This is a genomic window from Marvinbryantia sp., from assembly GCF_047017445.1.
GTDB lineage: Bacteria > Bacillota > Clostridia > Lachnospirales > Lachnospiraceae > Marvinbryantia.
This window is the reverse complement of the sequence record NZ_JBKXTT010000001.1, coordinates 170,095-188,292: the sequence shown is the minus strand read 5'-3', so window position 1 is coordinate 188,292 and position 18,198 is coordinate 170,095. Positions and strand designations below refer to the sequence as shown.

At 49.9% G+C, this 18,198-nt stretch carries 17 protein-coding genes; 14 read left to right on the top strand and 3 right to left on the bottom strand.

The annotated features are described in order from the left end of the window. Positions 1 to 16 precede the first annotated feature (16 nt). The 5 genes from ACLU9Q_RS00895 to ACLU9Q_RS00875 all read left to right on the top strand — a co-directional run bounded on the left by ACLU9Q_RS00895 (position 17) and on the right by ACLU9Q_RS00875 (position 4,488). Positions 17 to 895 (top strand): TIGR03915 family putative DNA repair protein, encoded by an 879-nt coding sequence (locus ACLU9Q_RS00895; protein WP_296838889.1) that lies wholly within the window; start codon positions 17 to 19, stop codon positions 893 to 895. A gap of 156 nt (positions 896 to 1,051) precedes the next feature. Further along, positions 1,052 to 1,222: a chorismate--pyruvate lyase gene (locus ACLU9Q_RS00890; RefSeq protein WP_296838886.1), complete on the top strand. Its 171-nt coding sequence runs from the start codon at positions 1,052 to 1,054 to the stop codon at positions 1,220 to 1,222. A 77-nt stretch (positions 1,223 to 1,299) separates the two neighbouring features. Continuing rightward, complete coding sequence (locus ACLU9Q_RS00885; protein WP_296838883.1) at positions 1,300 to 1,839, top strand: DUF2284 domain-containing protein; 540 nt, start codon at positions 1,300 to 1,302, stop codon at positions 1,837 to 1,839. A gap of 16 nt (positions 1,840 to 1,855) precedes the next feature. Then, complete coding sequence (locus ACLU9Q_RS00880; RefSeq protein ID WP_296838878.1) at positions 1,856 to 3,775, top strand: BMP family ABC transporter substrate-binding protein; 1,920 nt, start codon at positions 1,856 to 1,858, stop codon at positions 3,773 to 3,775. A gap of 92 nt (positions 3,776 to 3,867) precedes the next feature. Further along, positions 3,868 to 4,488 (top strand): metallophosphoesterase family protein, encoded by a 621-nt coding sequence (locus ACLU9Q_RS00875; RefSeq protein WP_296838875.1) that lies wholly within the window; start codon positions 3,868 to 3,870, stop codon positions 4,486 to 4,488. Between the two features lie 55 nt (positions 4,489 to 4,543). Here ACLU9Q_RS00875 and ACLU9Q_RS00870 read toward each other — a convergent pair whose 3' ends face one another. After that, complete coding sequence (locus ACLU9Q_RS00870; protein ID WP_296838871.1) at positions 4,544 to 5,383, bottom strand: patatin family protein; 840 nt, start codon at positions 5,381 to 5,383, stop codon at positions 4,544 to 4,546. 194 nt (positions 5,384 to 5,577) lie between these two features. Here ACLU9Q_RS00870 and ACLU9Q_RS00865 point away from each other — a divergent pair, with 194 nt between their 5' ends. After that, positions 5,578 to 7,422 (top strand): YfhO family protein, encoded by a 1,845-nt coding sequence (locus tag ACLU9Q_RS00865; RefSeq protein WP_296838868.1) that lies wholly within the window; start codon positions 5,578 to 5,580, stop codon positions 7,420 to 7,422. A gap of 182 nt (positions 7,423 to 7,604) precedes the next feature. Here ACLU9Q_RS00865 and ACLU9Q_RS00860 read toward each other — a convergent pair whose 3' ends face one another. Then, positions 7,605 to 8,915: an IS4 family transposase gene (locus tag ACLU9Q_RS00860; RefSeq protein WP_412624502.1), complete on the bottom strand. Its 1,311-nt coding sequence runs from the start codon at positions 8,913 to 8,915 to the stop codon at positions 7,605 to 7,607. Between the two features lie 196 nt (positions 8,916 to 9,111). Between ACLU9Q_RS00860 and ACLU9Q_RS00855 the strand changes: the two genes are divergently transcribed. From ACLU9Q_RS00855 to ACLU9Q_RS00830, 6 genes are all read left to right on the top strand, one after another. Continuing rightward, a complete protein-coding gene (locus tag ACLU9Q_RS00855; RefSeq protein WP_296840757.1) occupies positions 9,112 to 9,993 on the top strand; it encodes a YfhO family protein in 882 nt (293 codons plus the stop codon). Between the two features lie 20 nt (positions 9,994 to 10,013). After that, positions 10,014 to 10,568, top strand: coding sequence for a methylated-DNA--[protein]-cysteine S-methyltransferase (locus ACLU9Q_RS00850; RefSeq protein WP_412624591.1), 555 nt, complete (start codon positions 10,014 to 10,016; stop codon positions 10,566 to 10,568). 18 nt (positions 10,569 to 10,586) lie between these two features. Then, positions 10,587 to 13,271, top strand: coding sequence for a YfhO family protein (locus tag ACLU9Q_RS00845; protein ID WP_296840742.1), 2,685 nt, complete (start codon positions 10,587 to 10,589; stop codon positions 13,269 to 13,271). A gap of 256 nt (positions 13,272 to 13,527) precedes the next feature. Then, on the top strand, positions 13,528 to 14,076 hold the full coding sequence (locus tag ACLU9Q_RS00840) for a sigma-70 family RNA polymerase sigma factor (RefSeq protein WP_296840740.1): 549 nt from the start codon (positions 13,528 to 13,530) through the stop codon (positions 14,074 to 14,076). A gap of 169 nt (positions 14,077 to 14,245) precedes the next feature. Beyond that, positions 14,246 to 15,157, top strand: coding sequence for a DUF4179 domain-containing protein (locus tag ACLU9Q_RS00835; RefSeq protein ID WP_412624547.1), 912 nt, complete (start codon positions 14,246 to 14,248; stop codon positions 15,155 to 15,157). A gap of 104 nt (positions 15,158 to 15,261) precedes the next feature. Next, positions 15,262 to 15,624 (top strand): hypothetical protein, encoded by a 363-nt coding sequence (locus tag ACLU9Q_RS00830; RefSeq protein ID WP_296905884.1) that lies wholly within the window; start codon positions 15,262 to 15,264, stop codon positions 15,622 to 15,624. A gap of 151 nt (positions 15,625 to 15,775) precedes the next feature. On the opposite strand, the gene ACLU9Q_RS00825 is transcribed toward ACLU9Q_RS00830, so the two are convergent. Beyond that, the gene (locus tag ACLU9Q_RS00825) at positions 15,776 to 16,633 is read right to left on the bottom strand and encodes a class I SAM-dependent methyltransferase (protein ID WP_296905881.1); all 858 of its coding nucleotides are present in this window, start codon (positions 16,631 to 16,633) and stop codon (positions 15,776 to 15,778) included. 442 nt (positions 16,634 to 17,075) lie between these two features. On the opposite strand from ACLU9Q_RS00825, the gene rpsJ reads away from it, so the two are divergent. Then, complete coding sequence (gene rpsJ, locus ACLU9Q_RS00820; RefSeq protein ID WP_296835611.1) at positions 17,076 to 17,393, top strand: 30S ribosomal protein S10; 318 nt, start codon at positions 17,076 to 17,078, stop codon at positions 17,391 to 17,393. A 142-nt stretch (positions 17,394 to 17,535) separates the two neighbouring features. Then, entirely contained in the window at positions 17,536 to 18,171 is a 636-nt protein-coding gene (gene rplC / locus ACLU9Q_RS00815; protein ID WP_412624545.1) for a 50S ribosomal protein L3, read from the top strand. The last annotated feature ends 27 nt before the right edge of the window (positions 18,172 to 18,198 follow it).

Genomic DNA, 18,198 nt, shown 5'->3' with positions numbered 1-18,198 from the left:
GCAGCAGGAGGGGAAAATGACGATTTATACGTGCGGGGAAACTTTTGAAGAAATGATGACATGTGTCTACGAAGCGTGGGCGGGCAGACGCGGGCACGCGAATGTAAAGCTGCAATTGGAGCCGGTCGAACAACCGGAGCTGTTCTGTGAGTACATATCTGTGAGCGCAGATGCCAAAAAGGCGGAGAAGGTGGTCCGCGCTATCCGACAGAAGATTTCCGCCGAAGCGTACCGGCAGGTATTTTATGCGGCGATGTCCTTTTATCCGGATCGCCTGGATGCGATCTACCGTTTTCTTATACTGGGCTTTGCCTGCGGCGCAGGGGTTACAAAAATGTTCTCCGAGCCGTCTGTGATGCGCGTGCTGGAGCTGAGTCGGAAGGCGGGCAACGAGATGCATTATTTCCGTGAGTTTACGCGCTTTACTGCGATAGACGGATATGAAACGGTGCAGGCCTCCGATGCAGGCAGAGAAGGCGCGGAGACGGATTTTGACGCAGATGAGAGCTGCGCGGTACAGAATAACGATGCGGATGCGCAGCGCGTATCTGCGAAGGTTTATGTTGCGCATATTGAGCCGAAATGTAATATCGCTGCGCTCACCGCGAATCATTTTGCGGACAGGATGCCCTCGGAGGCATGGATGATCATTGACGATAACCGCCGGATCGCGGCGGTGCACCCGAAGGATCAGCCGTTTTATATGACGGTTCTTACGGAGGAGGAAATGCAAAAACTTGCAGAGACGGAGCGGCGGGGAGATATCTTTACGGAATTGTGGAAAGAGTTTTTCCGCACGATCGGGATTGAACAGAGAAGAAATGCAAAGTGCCAGCGAAACATGATGCCGCTCTGGTACCGGAAGCATGTGACGGAATTTCTGACAGCCGAGTAGTTATAAGTTATAGTGTAAAACAGCATAATTTTACTTGCTTTTCCAGAAATGCCCTGCTATATTTGTCTGGAAAGGTATCATGGAGAGGATGTTCCTGGCGAACACAGGCAGAGAACAGAAGAGAAGCAGCGGTATTTTGGAAAGGGGGAGACATCTGTGCCGATATGCGATTATGAAGTAGTGATGATCGACGGGGATTATGCGCATCTTCGGAGACTGGACGGGGAGAGCGCAGAGACAAAGCTTGTAGCGCGTGCGCTGCTGCCGTCAGAGATCAGTGAGGGCTGCATCCTGCATTACGAGATGCTGGAGTATACGATGAAATAGGCGGCGGGACAGACGTGCCGACAGATATTTGCATTAGGCAGAGGCGAGGATGCCTCCGTGACAGGTGGGGGATAAATATGACAGAGAAGGAAATGAAGGAGCTTGCCCTCTCGGAGGGCTTTACAAAAGCAGAAATCATAGAGACGAAGGAGCTTACGTTTATACACAGCCTGCGCGCCTGCTGTGAGGCGAACGAGTGCGGCAATTATGGGAAAAACTACGCGTGTCCGCCCGACTGCGGAAGCCCGCAGGAGATGGAAGCGCGGGTGAGAGTCTATCAGAAGGCGCTGGTTCTGCAGACTATCCAACAGGTGGACGATATCATGGACGGCGTACAGACAAAAGAGGCGAAGAAATTTCACAATATGATTTCCTGGGAGCTGATCGGAGCGCTGCGCAGAAAGGGCATAGAGGGACTGCCGGTCATGGCGGGACCGTGCTCGGCGTGCAGCGTCTGCGCCAGGATCGAAGGGAAACCGTGCCGTTTTCCGGAGAAGGTCGCTTCCTGTCTTTCCGCTTACTGCATCCATGCGGCTGATATGGCGGAAAAGTGCGGGATGGAGTACTGGTGCGGCATGAACCGGGTAGCGTTTTTCAGTATCTATCTGTTTGACTAAATAAAGGAGAGTTTGAATGAATTTAGAGGAATATGGAAAGGCATTAAAGCTTGGTAAGAGAGAGGTTGCCGTGAGAAAGGCGGAAGGCTTGTATCCGTATCTGGAAGTGCTCGACGATATACCGGAGGCGGCAAATTCCATTATGGAATATCCGCTTGGTCTTGTGCAGATTCCGACGGATCAGATCGTCGGTACGAAAACAGAGGGCAGGAGCCAGGCGTTTGCTGCAAACTTTATGCCGATTCTTGGCGAAGAATCTGAATTTGCACGGAAGTGGGCGAATCTCTGCGAATCGCATCTGACGGAAGGGATCCGCGATCCGATCAAGGCTTACGAGTTTATGAACAAATTTTATGTTCTGGAGGGAAATAAGCGCGTCAGTGTTTTAAAGTATTTTGACGCGGTTTCTATTCCGGGCACGGTTACGCGTATTGTGCCGCCGCGCACAGAGGAAAAGGAAAATAAGATCTACTATGAGTTTATGGATTTTTACAACCTTTCCAGCGTAAACTATATTTATTTCTCTGAGGAAGGACGTTTTTCCAAGCTGCAGAGACTTCTGGGAAAGCGCCCGGATGAGGTATGGACTGACGAAGACAGGCAGACCTTCAGTGCGCTTTATTCCAGCTTCAGCGCCGGCTATAAGGCGATGGGCGGAAATAAATTAAGGATTACGGTGGGAGATGCTTTCCTTGATTTTATAGAGATTCATGGGTATGACGAGCTGGATAAGATGACCACCTCAGAGTTTAAGGAGACGCTGACGAAGAGCTGGAAGGTGTTTGACACCCTTGCGGACAGCGGTGCGGTGGAGATCCAGATGACGCCGAAGGAGAATAAAAAACCGCTTCTGCAGAGATTGATCCCGCTCAGTTCGCCGATGCTGAAGATTGCGTTTGTACATGAGACGGACCCGCAGAAATCAGGCTGGACGTATGCGCACGACCTAGGCAGAATGCATCTGGAGCAGGTGTTCCCGGATCAGGTGATGATCCAGGAATATCATCTGGAGGAGCAGAGTGAGAAAGCGGCGGAAGCAATGATCAAGTGCGCGGTGGAGGATGGCAGCACGCTGATCTTCACCACCTCTCCGGTTCTCACGCACGCCAGCATCAAAGCGGCGATGGAGTATCCGGATGTGAAGATCCTGAACTGCTCCCTGCTTGCAAGCCACGGTTTCATCCGTACCTACAGCGCTCGGATGTACGAGGCAAAATTCCTCATCGGCGCGATCGCCGGGGCGATGGCGGAAAACAGCCGCATCGGTTATATGGCGGACTACCCCATTTATGGGACGGTTTCAAATGTAAATGCGTTTGCGCTCGGAGCAAAGATGGTGAACCCGCGTGCAAAGGTCTACGTGGAGTGGACGGCAAAGAAAAATGTCGATATTTATGAGCATTTCCGTGAGCAGGGCGTATCCTACGTGTCGGGAAGAGATATTATTATCCCGGGAAAGAGCCAGGGCTCGCGTCATTTCGGGTTGTTTAAGCTGGACGAAGAATCGCCGCATAACCTGGCGATGCCGATCTGGCACTGGGGCAAGTTTTATGAAAAGATGATCCGTCAGATATTGAGCGGTACCTGGAAAAATGAGGAAAACTCTAAAGTGAAAGCGGTCAATTACTGGTGGGGCATGTCCTCGGGCATGGTGGACGTTATCTGCTCACAGAATCTTCCGCTTGGTACAGCGCGCCTGGTGCAGCTTCTGAAAAATACCATCAGCTCAGGAGAATTTAATCCGTTTTCCGGCGTGCTGTATTCTCAGGAGGGACCGGTGCAGGAGGACAGCAATAATGTGCTGACGCCTGAGAAGATCATCACGATGGACTGGCTTGCGGAAAACGTGATCGGAGACATCCCGAAGATGGCGGATCTGCAGGATAAGGCAAAGGCTGTTGTGCTGCAGCAGGGTGTGGAATCTGCAGAGGAATAAGAGACTGCCCTGCGGGGCCGGTGCAGAAACGGCGGGCAGGGAACAGCAGAAACCGGATATGAGATGTCCGGTATGGAAGGAATACTGGACACATGAAGATACTTGCAATTGCAGATGAAGAATCAAAATATCTGTGGGATTTTTATGAGAGAGAAAAGCTGGAAGGAGTAGATTTGATCCTCTCGGCGGGCGATCTGAAGCCGGAATACCTCTCTTTTCTGACGACAATGTATGCGATCCCGGTGCTCTATGTGCCGGGAAACCATGATGACAAGTACGAGGTGCGGCCGCCCGAGGGCTGTATCTGTATAGATGACGATATCTATGTTCATGACGGCATCCGCATTCTCGGACTCGGCGGCTCTATGCGGTACCGCATGGGCGGAAACCAGTACACCGATGAACAGATGCACCGGCGCGTCCGCAGGCTCTGGTGGAAGCTGAAGAAGAACGGAGGCTTTGATATACTGCTGACACATGCGCCTGCCTATCAGCTCAATGACGGAAGGGATCTGCCGCACCAGGGCTTCCGGGATTTTGTCAGTCTGATGGAAAAATACAATCCGCGGTTTTTCATCCACGGTCATGTGCATGTGACCTACGGGAGACAGCATAAGCGTTATGACAAGTATCAGAATACCCATATTATCAACGCGTATGAGCGATGCATTTTTGATTATGACGATGAAAATCTGAAGGACCATATCCGCTAGGAAAAGACCGGAGCTGATCTATATCGAAAAAGAAAAGATCAGCTCCGGTCTGCAATTACATTTCGAAGAACCTGCGTATCTTCGGCAGCGCCTTTTTCGCGTCGTGTCTGCCGAGCATATACATCATGCGGATTTTTTCGCGATCCTTTTCCATGCGCTGTACATGCAGGTCGCGGCTTGGACGGATCACAAGGATGTTTCCGGCTTCTTCCTCCTGTTTGATTTTTGCAAGCGTCTCGTTGTACTGCTGCGGGCGGTCGTGCAGCGCCTTGCGGAACAGCGGATACTTTCGGTAGGCGTTCACTTTGTCGATGCGGGAACCGTGCTTCTGGTAGCCCTCCACCTGCGTGAGAACCACCAGGTTGCGGTCAAAGCCGAGGGATTGAAAGGCTTCCAGCGGAATACTGTCGGCAACGCCGCCGTCCAGATAGGGCGTGCCGTTCAGATACACCGGTCTGGAGACGTAGGGCATGGAAGCGGATGCGCGCATACAGTCAATTTGGCGGCGCAGGTCTGTACAGCGGATGTACTCCGCCTTTCCGGATTTCATGTTCGTGCAGGTTACGTAAAACTCAATGCCGGAGGTGATAAACGCCTGGTAATCGAACGGGTCAAGCCGCTCCGGGATTTCCTCGTAGCAAAAGCGGGTATTTACGATGTTGCCCGTCAGAAGCAGCGAACGAAAGCTCATAAAGCGCCAGCTTTTGCAGTATTTCATATAGTAGCGGATGCTGCGCCTGGGCTGATGCGATACGTACGAGCATCCATGGATAGCGCCGGCGGATACACCGATCACGCCGTCCGTATAGATATTATTTTCCATCAGGACGTCAAGCACACCGGCAGTATAAATGCCGCGCATGGCGCCGCCCTCTAATACAAGTCCTGTTTTCATAAAAACCTCCCTGTTGGTAAACCTGATCATAATGTCTGAAAGATACGCTGTTATTATACACCCTCTGTCCGAAATAGAAAACGAAAATTTGCTTATACTTGAAGAAAAGCGAAAGGGGTTTCCGTTGAAAAAGAACAGGCAGTGTGGTATGCTTGTATCAGATATCTGACGGGGAAAAGGGGCGAGAAAGAATCATGACGAAAAAAGAAATACGGAAGTATTTTTTAGTCTATACGATACTCAGCCTGCTTCTGATGCTGGGGGCTTACGCGCCGTTTGCAGGAAAAACATTTGTCTGTAATGGAGATGCACTGCATCAGCATTGCCGCGCGCTGCTTTATTACAGTGAGTGGCTGAGGGAGATATGGAAGAATCTTGTGACGAAAGGACGGCTCGTAATTCCGCAGTGGGATTTCAGTATTGGCTATGGTTCCAATATTCTGACAACGCTTCATTATTATGCGATAGGCGATCCGCTGGCATTGTTTTCTGTATTTGTTCCATCACGTTATATTCCTTACTTCTATAGCTTTCTGGTGCTGATGAGAAATTATCTGTCGGGAATAACGTTTTCTCTTTTTTGTATTTATCTCGGAAAAAAACAGACGCTGGCGCTGCTGTCGGGGGCATTTGTATATGCATTTTGCGGACATGCATTGCTTTCAGGACCTCTGCATCCGTTTTTTGTGAACCCGATGATTTATTTTCCGCTGATTTTGCTCGGCGTGGAGAAAGTCCTGCGCGGGGAGAAGCCGTATGTCCTGTGCCTCTCGGTATTTGCTGCGGCAGTCAGCAATTTTTATTTTTTCTATATGATCGTGCTGGAGACGATCATTTATGTGCTGGTGCGCTGCTGCGTGCTTTACGGATGGAAGCGGAAGCGGGAATTTGGCGCTGCGATTCTTAAAATCGGGATCTATTCACTGATCGGAGTGCTTCTTGCCTCAGTGATTTTATTACCGGTGATCCTTGTATATTTGAATGATTACCGTGTTGACAAAGAATATGTGATTGATCTGTTCTACGACCTGAAATATTATGCCAAGATCCCGGCGGCTTTCGTGTCACGGGTATCCATGGGATATTCTGCGATCCTGGGGTGCGGAGTCCCCGCGCTCATGGCAGTTTTTCTGCTGTTTTTTGGTAAGGACAGAAAAAAATATCGGCCGGAAGAAAAGGCGCTGTTTATCATTGGCAGTCTTTTGCTGATATTTCCGGCGGCCGCGCATGTACTGAACGGATTTGCTTATGTATCCAACCGCTGGGTATGGGGATATTCGCTGCTGGTGGCTTTTATACTTTGCGATACCTGGGAAGAGCTGACCGCCATGCAGCGACGGGATGCAAAGAGACTGCTGATATTTTTGGCGGGATATGCGGGCGTATTGATCGTCCTGGCGGCTGCAGCAAATAAGCTATGGGGAATCAGTATGTCGGGAATGCTGTCCGCACTGCCGTATCTGGGAATCGCATGCATATTGTCTGCCGGCTGTCTGCTGCAAAGAAACCGGATACCGGTGCGGGCAATAAAGGCGATTCTGTTTATGCTCACCTTTGCGGGGCTGATACAAAACTTTCATGATATGTATGGGCGCGGAGGAAACGAAGAGAGCTCTTATAAGACGGCAGAGCAGGTAAATAATTTTTACAACAGGAAGGCTGGCCGGATCGTCCAAAAGCTGCAGGAACAGGAAAAAACGTTTTTCCGCTATACCGGAAATGCTCTGGATGATAATGCGGCGGTCAATCAGGGGACGCACAGCATGAAGTATTTCTGGAGTCTTTCCAACAGGAATATTTCGGAGTTTCTGATAGAGACGCAGGCATATGTACTGAGACTCTATCACTATAAGGATTTGAATGAACGGACCATTTTGACAACGCTTGCCGGGAACCGGTATTATCTTTGCAATGCGAAAAAAGAGCAGGTCGTGCCGTACGGTTATCAGAAGATCAGTGAGGAGGACGGCGTCTGCGTTTATGAAAATATGTATGCGCTTCCGCTCGGTTACTGCTATGATTCAATGTCATTTAGTTAAACAAGACATGTTAGAGAATCCCTGCCATAAAACAGCCCTATATTGGAATGATATGGGGATTTTACCAGCTGTACGAAGCTCTATAACCGGATATGTAGTACAATGGGAAGTTTTTGGGTATGGCAAACAGACAGATTGCATATCTGCCTTAAAAATGGTATACTGCTAATGGCAGTTCCGCTTTACACGAAACGGTAAGCGAAACTGGCCGGTACCTGGAACCTTAGCTGGCGGGCATAGGTTCGGTCTGGCCTGATCGGCAGTATATAACGGCTGATCAGGTCATTTATATTTCCGGGACCCATATGGTCTGAAAGGAATGCAAAACATATTTTTATCGCCATAGACAGATTGACCTGATACGCCCATTTCCCCGTTTCCTTTTTTATAGCGGTATCCATGATTATGATGGTACAAAAATTATACAGCGTCATCCGGCAGAGAATCTCAAACTCAATGTATTCCTGGGATTTGGCGTGGAAGTTTGCGGTTCCGATCGTATGTTTTAAGTCACGGAAGGAAGTTTCCTGGTTCCACCGGAGATGATAAATGTGCCTGATCTGTTCTGATGAGAATTCATCTTCCGGAAGGTTCGTGATGACATTTTCATAAACCCCTTCCGCTATCTGGAAACGGACTACGCGCAGACGCATGCGGTATTCGGGACTGCTTTCTGTGATAAAGTCAAAGGAAACCGTCTTGCATATATAGCGGTAAAGGCTTTCCAATTCGGGATGCTGCCTTTTCTTTTTGGCCATTGACCGGGTAAGTATCACCTCTGCCCACCGGTCCATCTGGCTGGGGAGGCTGCCAATCGCAAGGAGACGCTTTATATTGACATCCTTGGCGCGGATGGCAAAGAAACAGCCTTTCTCAAGCGCATGTGCGAAGACGTTATAGCTGGCAAAGCCCCTGTCTGCAACGAAGACAGGGGAGCCGCCATAAATATAGCGGTCTATAAGCTGGCAGAGGGCAGCAAATTCGTTTTTGCGTCTGCCCGGCTGTATGATGGCATCCAGATACCGCTTGGAAAGCAGGTCATACAGGGAAATGGTATGGATGGAGTTGAACCCCTTCTTTGACCTGCCGCTTGTGGGATGGAAGGTGGAAGGGTCCTGCGGATTCCGCGCAATGTTAAATTCACAGCCGTCTGCGGCAATAAGGGAATACTTTCCCCAAAGCTTTTGTGTAGGAAAGCGGAGGTTAAGCTGTCTGAGGATGTGCAGGAAGGTATCAGGGCGGAGCTTTGCGCGCTGCTGGATGAAAGCGGAAGCCGTCGGAACTTCATCGGGCAGAAAATAGAAATATTTCAGCAACTCATGGCTGATGCATCCACTTTCCATGCAAAGGAAGAAACGGACCAGTTGTAGAAAGCCCAGTTTCCGGTCACGAGTAAAATCCTTTTCGGGATTTTTGACAAATTTGTCCATGCTGCTGGTCATGGAGTTGACGATTGCCCAGAGGGTAGATTTAACTTTTTGCGGGAATGACATACGGGTACCTCCTTGAAATTGAAATGATAATTTTAGCTTCAATTTCAAGGGCCGCTCTCGCTACTTCTTAAAATATAATCAGTAGCGAGAGCGGCCGCACATTTTGGATTCTGTGTCAACCCTTTTTCTTAAATTTATTAAAAAATTTAAGTTAGACCTTCAGATTGATCTTTTTCAATTGCCTTAACTAAATGACATTGGCTATGATTCCTATGTTACGGAAACACAGGCTGCCGGCTGGAATGGCGCGCAGAAGGAAGAGGCGATGGCGCAGAGCGTGATTTTAGAAGAGGCTCTGTCTGTCGGGGATGAGGCGTACCGGAACGGACAGCCGCTTCTGGAAGGCAGGGAGATCCCGCTGCGTGCTGTGCAGATGAGCGAGGGAATAACGGAAAATGAGCAGGGCTTTACGGTAAAGAGCAGAGGAGAAAGTATCACGTTTGAAGTGGAAGAAGTATGCAGCGAAGGAGAAAGCTATCTCTACATGGAGGGATTCGAGTACAGAGGGCAAAAAAAGCAGATCAATCTTTTAATGGATACGGTGACTGCCTCCGGGCAGGAGGTGTCGCGGAGCATGTTTTATGAAACGAAGGATTCAAAGTGGCCTTCCGGAGTGGAGGACTACACGCTGAATCTTGGATGCGTGGGAGAGGCCGTCAGAACGATTACCGTTACATTTCTGGCACCCGGGACATATCAGCTTGACAGTTTGTTCCTGTGGAACCAGCCGCTTAAGAAATACGCGGAGGAGATGGAGGCGCTTGGCAGGGACCGGCTCGTCAATGAAAAGCTGGAGGCAAACCGGGTATCCGGAGACATTTCTCTGGATAAAGCGAAAATCCTCTGCCTTACGGTCCCGTATGACGGCGGATGGACGGCATATGTGGACGGAGAAGAACAGCCGCTTATGAAAGCAAATTATATGTTCAGTGCGCTTGCGCTTCCGGAAGGGGAGCATCATATAGAGCTGCGATATTGTACGCCGGGACTGCCGGCGGGACTCGTGCTTGCGCTGCTCGGTGCTGCGGCGCTTCTGGGAATTGCGTGCTATAACCGTTACAGGGAAAAGAGACGATGATGATGGAAAAGAGGAACAATATGGAGCTTCTGTATTCTTATCGGACGCCGTTTGGACGGCTTACGCTGGCAGCTGACGGCGAGTATCTTACCGGGCTCTGGATCGACGGACAGAAGTATGATCGGGCGACTTTGCAGAAACGGGAGGGGCTGTATGTGTGTGAGACGTGTGACGAAATATCAGGCCGCTCTGCGGGGGCAGCATGCGCAGGCGGTGTTCCGCCTGTGATCGCGGATACGGTGCGCTGGCTGGAGCTTTATTTTTCCGGAAAACAGCCGGATTTTCTGCCTCCTTTAAAACCGAAGGGGAGTGCATTCCGGCAGGAGGTGTGGAAGCTCCTGCAGAAGATTCCCTACGGTCAGACGACTGCGTACAAAAGAATTGCCGAAGAAATTGCGGCGGCGCATGGACAGAGGAGCATGTCAGCGCAGGCGGTGGGCGGCGCGGTCTCGCATAATCCGATCAGTATCCTGATCCCTTGCCACCGCGTGCTGGGAACAGACGGAAGCCTGACAGGATACGCGGGTGGCCTGGAAGTGAAGAAATACTTGCTGCGGCTGGAAGGTATATTGTAAGATATACGGAGGAAACCAATGACAAAGAAACAGATCAAACAATATTATCTGACCTATACCGTGGCTGCGGTGCTGATGCTGGCGATTATCTATGCGCCTTTTGCTGCTTCCGGGAAGACGTTCGTTTACCGTGAGGACGGGGTGGCGCAGCATTGCCGCGCGCTGATCTATTGCGGCGAATGGCTGAGGGAAATTGGACGAACGCTGGTGACAGAGCACCGTCTGGTGATCCCGGAATGGGATTTCAGCATCGGTCTTGGCGCAAATATTCTGACAACATTAAACTATTATGCGATCGGCGATCCGCTGAACCTTTTCACAGCGTTTGTACCGGCACGCTATATGCCGTATTTTTTCAGCTTTCTGGTACTTGTGCGCAACTACCTTTCCGGGCTGGCGTTTTCCGCTTTCTGCATCTATATGAAGAAAAGCCGGCCGATGGGGATACTGGCGGGCGCAATTACATACATGCTGTGCAGTTATGCGTTATACGCGGGAACCGTGCATCCATTCTTTGTGAATCCGATGATCTATTTCCCACTGGTCCTGCTTGGGGTGGAGAAGGTCTTTCGCAGAGAAAAGCCCTGGGTCCTGATCGTTTCCGTGTGCGTCTCGGCGGTCAGTAACTTTTACTTTTTCTATATGATCGTGCTGGAGACGATCATCTATGTGCTGGTGCGCTGTATCTGTACCTATGGCTGGAAACGGCGCAGGGAAGGGCTTTTGATGATTTTGAAGATTGGCGGCTATTCGCTGGTCGGAGTGCTGCTGAGCGCGGTGATTTTCCTGCCGATCATACGGACCTTCCTGAACGATTACCGAATTGAGAAGGAATACACCATCGCAAGCTTTTACGGGAAGCTTTATTATGAAAAATTACTGTCCTCCTTTGTCTCCGGCCTGTCGCTGGGCGCTTATACGGAGCTTGGCTACGGGATGCCGGCATTGCTTGCGGTGGCGTTGCTGTTTTTGGGAGAAAACAGAAAAAAGTACCGGGCGGAATTGAAACTATTATTTGTAATTGGAACGCTGCTGCTGATGTCCCCATTGGCCGGTCATATCCTTAACGGTTTTTCCTATACCTCGAACCGGTGGATGTGGGGATATTCCATGCTGTGCGCTTATATTTTATGTGAGCTCTGGGAAGAGCTGACAGCGATGAGCACGAAAAATGCCGCACGTCTGCTGGCTTTTTCCGTTTGCTATACGGCGGTGATCACACATTGTTTTACAATGCTCAGAAAGACCAGAGTCCGTTATCTGCTTCCGTCTATCGCCGTGGCGCTCGTGCTGCTGGCAGTCTGCCTTTTCAGAAGAGGAAAGCAGAGCCGGAGGGCAGTGCAGGCTGTCCTGTTGGGGCTGATGCTGGCGGGACTGACGCAAAATGCATACAGATTGTTTGAGACGCGCAGCATCCCGGAAACGTATCGTTCCGCAGAGCAGATAAATGCCTATTATGATGGAAAGCCGGAGAAGGCTGCGAAAAAGCTGCAGGAGGAGTCGGAAGAGTTCTTCCGTTATGTGGGAAATCCCTCAAGACCAAATGCAGCCGCCAATGCGGGGACTTACGGAATGAACTTTTACTGGAGCCTTTCCAACGGCAATGTGTCAGACTTTTTTGCAAAAACACAGACATACGTAATGCGTTTTTACAGCTATAGAAATCTGAATGAGCGAACGATTTTAACGACGCTTGCAGGAAACCGGTATTATATCTGCGAAGCAGGAAAAACGCAGAATGTACCGTACGGCTACCGGAAAGTGGATGAACAGGAAGGCTGTGTGATATATGAAAATGAAAACGCGCTTCCGCTGGGGTATTGTTATGATTCGTATATAACGGAAGAAGAGGCTTCCGCCTGGAATGGGGCGCAGCGGGAAGAAGCAATGGCGCAGAGCATAATTCTGGAAACGGAGGCGGGAAAAGAGCTGCAGAGCAAAGATGGACAGATAGCGCTTGCGGGCCGGGAGATAGCGCTGTATACGACGAAAACGGGCGATGGCGTGACGGAAACTGAACGGGGTTTTACCGTTGATGAAAAAGGCGGGACGGCTGTATTTCATGCAGAAGAAACCGGTAAGGAGGGAGAATTTTATCTTTGCATGGAAGGCTATGGGTTTGAAGGAAAGGGCAAACAGATTACGCTTTCGGTAAATATGGTGACGGCTTCCGGTAAAGAGGTGTCGCGGGAGATGTTTTATGAGACGAAGAAATCAAAGTGGCCGTCCGGTATAGAAGATTTTACGGTGAATTTGGGCTGTCCGGGAGAGGAAATCAGGGAAATTACCATTACTTTTCCGCTGGTGGGAAAATACAGCTTTGACAGAATCTATCTGTGGAATCAGCCGCTGACTGATTATGAGCAGCAGATGAATGCGCTGCGAAAGGATCATCTGGTGAATGAGCAGATAGAGACAAACCGGGTCTCCGGCGATATTACGCTGGAGGACACGAAAATATTGTGCCTCGCTATTCCCTGGGACGGAGGATGGACCGCGTATGTGGACGGCGAGAAACAGCCGCTTCTGAAAGCAAACTATATGTTTGGCGCGCTGGTGCTGCCGGAGGGCGAGCACCACATTGAGCTGCGGTACCGTACGCCGTGGATGAACGCGGGACTCCTTCTGACGATCATCGGAGTGTTGATACTGATTGGGATCGCACTGTATGACCGGCGTAAAGAGAAGCCTGTGCAGAAATAACGCCATGTGCAAAAAAGGGTGTCTCTATGGGAATGACGCTATGTGGGGGAATATTTAAAAAATATTGAAATTATGATAGAAACGCCGCTTTTTTTGCGAATATATAGTGAAAGCATTCAAAGCGCCGCCGGCAGTTGTATGCTGGCGGCGCGATTTTGTTGCCATGCATACGACAAAAACGTCCGGTGGACGTTTTTTGGCAACATGCTTTACAGCTTGTGGAAGATGGCGCCATACTGCTGCGAAAGGAGCGAATATGAAAATTACAGAACAGAATTTTGTCACGCAGATGATACAGGGCAATGAGAAAGCGCTGGAATATGTCATGCTGCATTATGGGGGATTGGTGAAATCTGTGGTGCACCGGTATTTGTACGTACTGCCACAGTATGAGGAAGAATGCATCAGCGATGTATTTCTGGCAGTGTGGAATCATGCTTCGTCCTATATGCCGGAGAGAAATCCCTTTGCAAACTGGATTGCCGGAGTTGCCCGCATCAAAGCGCTGGATTACAAGCGCCGCTATGCCGCGCGGCTCCTTGAGATGAGCTGGGAGGAAGCGGAGCGCTGCAGCGGGAAGGATATGATGGCGGAAATTTCTCAGATAGAAGAGGAATTTTCCGAAGAAACCAGACAGATGCTGGAGTGCTTAAACCCGCAGGACCGGGAATTGTTTCTGAAAATTTATGTTGAGGAAGAAAATATGGAAACGGTCAGCGCGCAGAGCGGGATGAGCAGACCGGTCATCTACAACCGCCTTTCACGCGGAAAGAAGAAAATCCGGCGGCTGTTTTCACGGACATGACGGATGTACGGAAAGCTTTAAGAAAAGCACCGGAGTGTGGACGCGGCGAAGCAGAATGCAGAGCGGAAATGAAAGGTAAATGCGGTGAAGCAGAGTGCAGAGCGGAAATGAAAGGGGAACGCGGCGAAGCAAAATGCAGGATGAGAGCAGAAGGAAAGGAGCAGATTATATGAAACAGGAAGTTTATACGCTGTTAAATGAAATGGAACATAGTGCAGACAGCTACGGAGAATTCCGAGCGGATGCAGACGATGTAAGAAACTGGAAAAAAACGATTCCGGTCAAAAGCAGCAGAAGAAAGAGCTGGAAACGATATGCGGCGGCTGCAGCGTGCATTTGCGTACTGGGGACAGCAATCAGCCCGGTGGGGCAGAAGGCTTATGCCGGGGTGAGCGCCGCCATGTACAGCCTCTCAAAGGTGCTGGGAATCCGGGAGGATTTGAGCCCGTATCTGTCGGTGGTTGGAGAGACGGTGGAAAAGGACGGAATTTCCGCTACTTTAAATGAGGTGATTCTGGATGATGAGACATTGCTGGTTTCCTATGCGATCCATTCGCAGGAGGCGCTGGATTCGCTGGAGGTGGAAGGCGGCGTACATCCGGGGGTGAGCGTCAGCATTGACGGCGCGCAGGTTTCCTTTGCGTTCGGAGGCAGCATGGAAGAAGCGGATGAGCATACGATGGCGGTATACGGCGAGCTGGAGGTTCCCGGAATAAGCACGGAAAAGCAGATGGATATGGAAATGGAATTCTATTTCGGGGAAGAAATGCTGGGGACGATTGGTTTTTCTGTGTCGGGAGCGGAGCTGCTGGCAGATACAAAAACAGTTGAGCTGGATAAGACCTTCCGTCTTCCGGACGGAACAGACGTGACGCTGGAAAAATATACGACGAGCGATGTAAATCAGAAGGTGTACTTCACAACCTCCACGGGTGAGTGCGGGTATGATTTGAAACTGGAGGGAACGGACGACCTGGGCAATGCGGTGGAAATCAATATGAGGTCCTTCCTGGAAGGACAGGGGCGCATGGAAGTAAATACCCTTGACACGGCTACATCCGGAAAGATGCAAAGAAACTGACAATGACGCTGTATGCAGTTGCGTTCCCGGAGGAAAGCGGACGGATGAGCAACGATTACCAGCAGGTAGGCGAGCCGTTTACGATTGCGCTTGAATAAATTGCAATGTCGCAAAAACCGGTGTTTATGCGGGGAGCGACGTTTCAGAAGAGTCAGAAACGGGCTCTGAATGAATCTGCTTGGAGTAATCATTTTGCTGTTATGTCCAAAGCAAAAACAGTCTGTCAAAATGATTTGCTGCTTTACCAGAATGGTGTGCTTTCTCCCATCGAGATTAAAAAAGCGGCATCCCCCGGAAAGACCGCGATAAAGAATTTTGATGTTTTAGAGCCTGTGACCCGTGCAGAAGCCTTTGGGGGACTGGAGTCTCTGAGGGTAGAAATTGGAACGGGAAGTGTAGTCTGCATGGCAAATGACTTACTGCCTGTAAATGAAAAGAACTGGTATGTGCCGGTCTGGTTAATTTAATGATTTCAAAACATCAAAATGATGTTTTGGCTGGTGCCTGGCTGTCTGACGGGAATTAATAGTCCTGGCCGTCGATACGGCAGTGCTGACTGGCGTGCTGCCAGGAGGGCTTACGAAAAAGAAGCCGGTAAACGGAATCTGGAAGCGCCCCTCAGCGCTCCCAGCGTCCGGATGCACCGCAGGGCAGCACCAGTCCGTTTGAGGAGACGGGCAGACCGACCTCCTGAGAGTCGACGTGTCCGCCGAAGGGTTTCAATTCAGTTGCTATCATATAGGAAAGAACAGCCGGAGCAAGTCCGGTGGTGTACGAATTAATAAGGAAGAAAAGCGGTTCCTCGCTAAGCAGCTTTGCACAGAGCTGTACGAGCGGATAGATAGCGTCCTCGATCTTCCAGATTTCGCCCTTGGGACCGCGCCCGTAGGAGGGAGGATCCATGATGATGGCATCGTAATGATTGCCGCGGCGGATCTCACGTTCCACAAATTTTACACAGTCGTCGACGATCCAGCGGATCGGAGCATCTTCAAGGGAGGAGGCGCGGGCGTTCTCCTTCGCCCAGCCGACCATGCCCTTCGAGGCGTCGACGTGGGTGACAGAAGCTCCGGCGGCTGCAGCGGTCAGCGTGGCGCCGCCAGTGTAGGCGAAGAGATTCAGCACCTTCACAGGTCTCCCGGCCGTTTTTATTTTCTCCGAAAACCAGTCCCAGTTTGCAGCCTGCTCCGGAAAAAGACCGGTGTGCTTAAAGCTGAACGGTTTTAAATGAAATGTTAATGATTTATAGTGAATATCCCACTGCTCGGGCAGGTCGAAAAATTCCCACTCGCCGCCGCCTTTTTTGCTGCGGTGATAGTGGGCGTTCGGGTGCTTCCAGCCGCGATCCTTCCTGGGGGTATTCCAGATCACCTGCGGATCCGGGCGCACCAGAAGATAGTCTCCCCAGCGCTCCAGCTTTTCTCCAGCTGACGTATCAATCACTTCATAATCCTTCCAGCCATCGGCAATCCACATGTTGTATTCCTCCATCAATAAATATCCGGGATTTTGACCCTGGCATCATTATATGGTAAAATAGTAAAATATGCAAGTTTTATGGCAGAACATTCTTAATGCCTCCGAATGGGGAAAAACGGAACAAAAGAATAAAAACAGGATTGTACGAAAAAAAATACAATATTTTTTAAAAACTCCTTGCATATGGCTAAAATTTCATATATAATGCAGATGTTGTGACCTTGATAGCGTTGAAGCGTGAGGTTGCTGCGGTCTGTGCCGCAGGTTTTCCGTGGAGCGAATGTCAAGTTCTGAGAAACTGGCGACAAGTCACTGTACAAGAACAACTGTCCGGCAAAGACCGGAAACAACGTGTGGAGTATTTAGGATACACACGGGAGCGTGTACAGTCACCGCTTGTCGTACTGATGTTAAGTGCGAAAAGGAGGCGACTTTTTTTATGGCAAGTCAAGTAATGAGAATCACACTGAAAGCGTATGACCATCAGCTTATTGATGCATCCGCAAAGAAAATCATCGAAACTGTAAAAAAGAACGGATCACAGGTGAGCGGACCGGTGCCCCTTCCGACAAAGAAGGAAGTAGTTACCATTCTCCGCGCCGTACACAAGTACAAAGATTCCAGAGAGCAGTTCGAGCAGAGAACTCATAAAAGACTGATTGATATCATTGCACCGACCCAGAAGACGGTGGATGCGCTGTCCAGACTGGAGATGCCGGCTGGCGTGTATATCGATATCAAAATGAAAACCAAATAAGGTTTTTGCCAAAGTAAATTATCCTATGGGTTAATATAGAAGCAACGCGGCGATATGCCAAAGTTCCACTTATATTGACTGTTTTACTAGGATGATTGCACCACACAGTGTAATCCGCTGTAGAAAAACAGGAGGGAAAGAAATGAAGAAAGCGATTTTAGCAACAAAAGTCGGAATGACTCAAATCTTCAACGATGACGGAGTGCTCACTCCGGTAACGGTTCTTCAGGCCGGTCCGTGTGTTGTCACACAGGTTAAGACTGCGGAGAACGACGGTTACAGCGCAGTGCAGGTTGGCTTTGTTGACAAGAGAGAAAAGCTTGTGAATAAGCCGATGAAAGGACACTTCGACAAAGCAGGTGTTTCCTGTAAGAGATACCTGAAAGAATTCAAGTTTGAAAACGCAGAAGAGTACCAGGTAGCGCAGGAAATCAAGGCGGACATCTTCGCAGCAGGCGATAAGATCGACGCTACCGCGATCTCCAAGGGCAAAGGCTTCCAGGGTGCTATCAAGAGACACGGCCTTCACAGAGGACCGATGGCTCATGGTTCCAAATATCACCGTCATGCGGGTTCCAACGGCGCTTGCTCCGATCCGAGTAAGGTATTCAAGGGCAAGAAGATGGCAGGCCACATGGGCAGCAAACGCGTAACCATCCAGAATCTTGAGGTGGTAAGAGTAGATGCAGAAAACAATCTGCTTCTCGTAAAGGGTGCTGTACCGGGGCCGAAGAAATCTTTAGTAACAATTAAGGAGACAGTAAAAGCCGGTAAATAAGCTTTTATAGGAAAGGAGGAACACACA

Bases quoted from the DNA above. Each gene is read 5' to 3' on its own strand.
- ACLU9Q_RS00895 (WP_296838889.1), top strand. From the start codon at position 17: ATGACGATTTATACGTGCGGGGAAACTTTTGAAGAAATGATGACATGT.
- ACLU9Q_RS00885 (WP_296838883.1), top strand. From the start codon at position 1,300: ATGACAGAGAAGGAAATGAAGGAGCTTGCCCTCTCGGAGGGCTTTACA.
- ACLU9Q_RS00880 (WP_296838878.1), top strand. From the start codon at position 1,856: ATGAATTTAGAGGAATATGGAAAGGCATTAAAGCTTGGTAAGAGAGAG.
- ACLU9Q_RS00875 (WP_296838875.1), top strand. From the start codon at position 3,868: ATGAAGATACTTGCAATTGCAGATGAAGAATCAAAATATCTGTGGGAT.
- ACLU9Q_RS00870 (WP_296838871.1), bottom strand. From the start codon at position 5,383: ATGAAAACAGGACTTGTATTAGAGGGCGGCGCCATGCGCGGCATTTAT.
- ACLU9Q_RS00865 (WP_296838868.1), top strand. From the start codon at position 5,578: ATGACGAAAAAAGAAATACGGAAGTATTTTTTAGTCTATACGATACTC.
- ACLU9Q_RS00860 (WP_412624502.1), bottom strand. From the start codon at position 8,915: ATGTCATTCCCGCAAAAAGTTAAATCTACCCTCTGGGCAATCGTCAAC.
- ACLU9Q_RS00850 (WP_412624591.1), top strand. From the start codon at position 10,014: ATGGAGCTTCTGTATTCTTATCGGACGCCGTTTGGACGGCTTACGCTG.
- ACLU9Q_RS00845 (WP_296840742.1), top strand. From the start codon at position 10,587: ATGACAAAGAAACAGATCAAACAATATTATCTGACCTATACCGTGGCT.
- ACLU9Q_RS00840 (WP_296840740.1), top strand. From the start codon at position 13,528: ATGAAAATTACAGAACAGAATTTTGTCACGCAGATGATACAGGGCAAT.
- ACLU9Q_RS00835 (WP_412624547.1), top strand. From the start codon at position 14,246: ATGAAACAGGAAGTTTATACGCTGTTAAATGAAATGGAACATAGTGCA.
- ACLU9Q_RS00830 (WP_296905884.1), top strand. From the start codon at position 15,262: ATGTCGCAAAAACCGGTGTTTATGCGGGGAGCGACGTTTCAGAAGAGT.
- ACLU9Q_RS00825 (WP_296905881.1), bottom strand. From the start codon at position 16,633: ATGTGGATTGCCGATGGCTGGAAGGATTATGAAGTGATTGATACGTCA.
- rpsJ (WP_296835611.1), top strand. From the start codon at position 17,076: ATGGCAAGTCAAGTAATGAGAATCACACTGAAAGCGTATGACCATCAG.
- rplC (WP_412624545.1), top strand. From the start codon at position 17,536: ATGAAGAAAGCGATTTTAGCAACAAAAGTCGGAATGACTCAAATCTTC.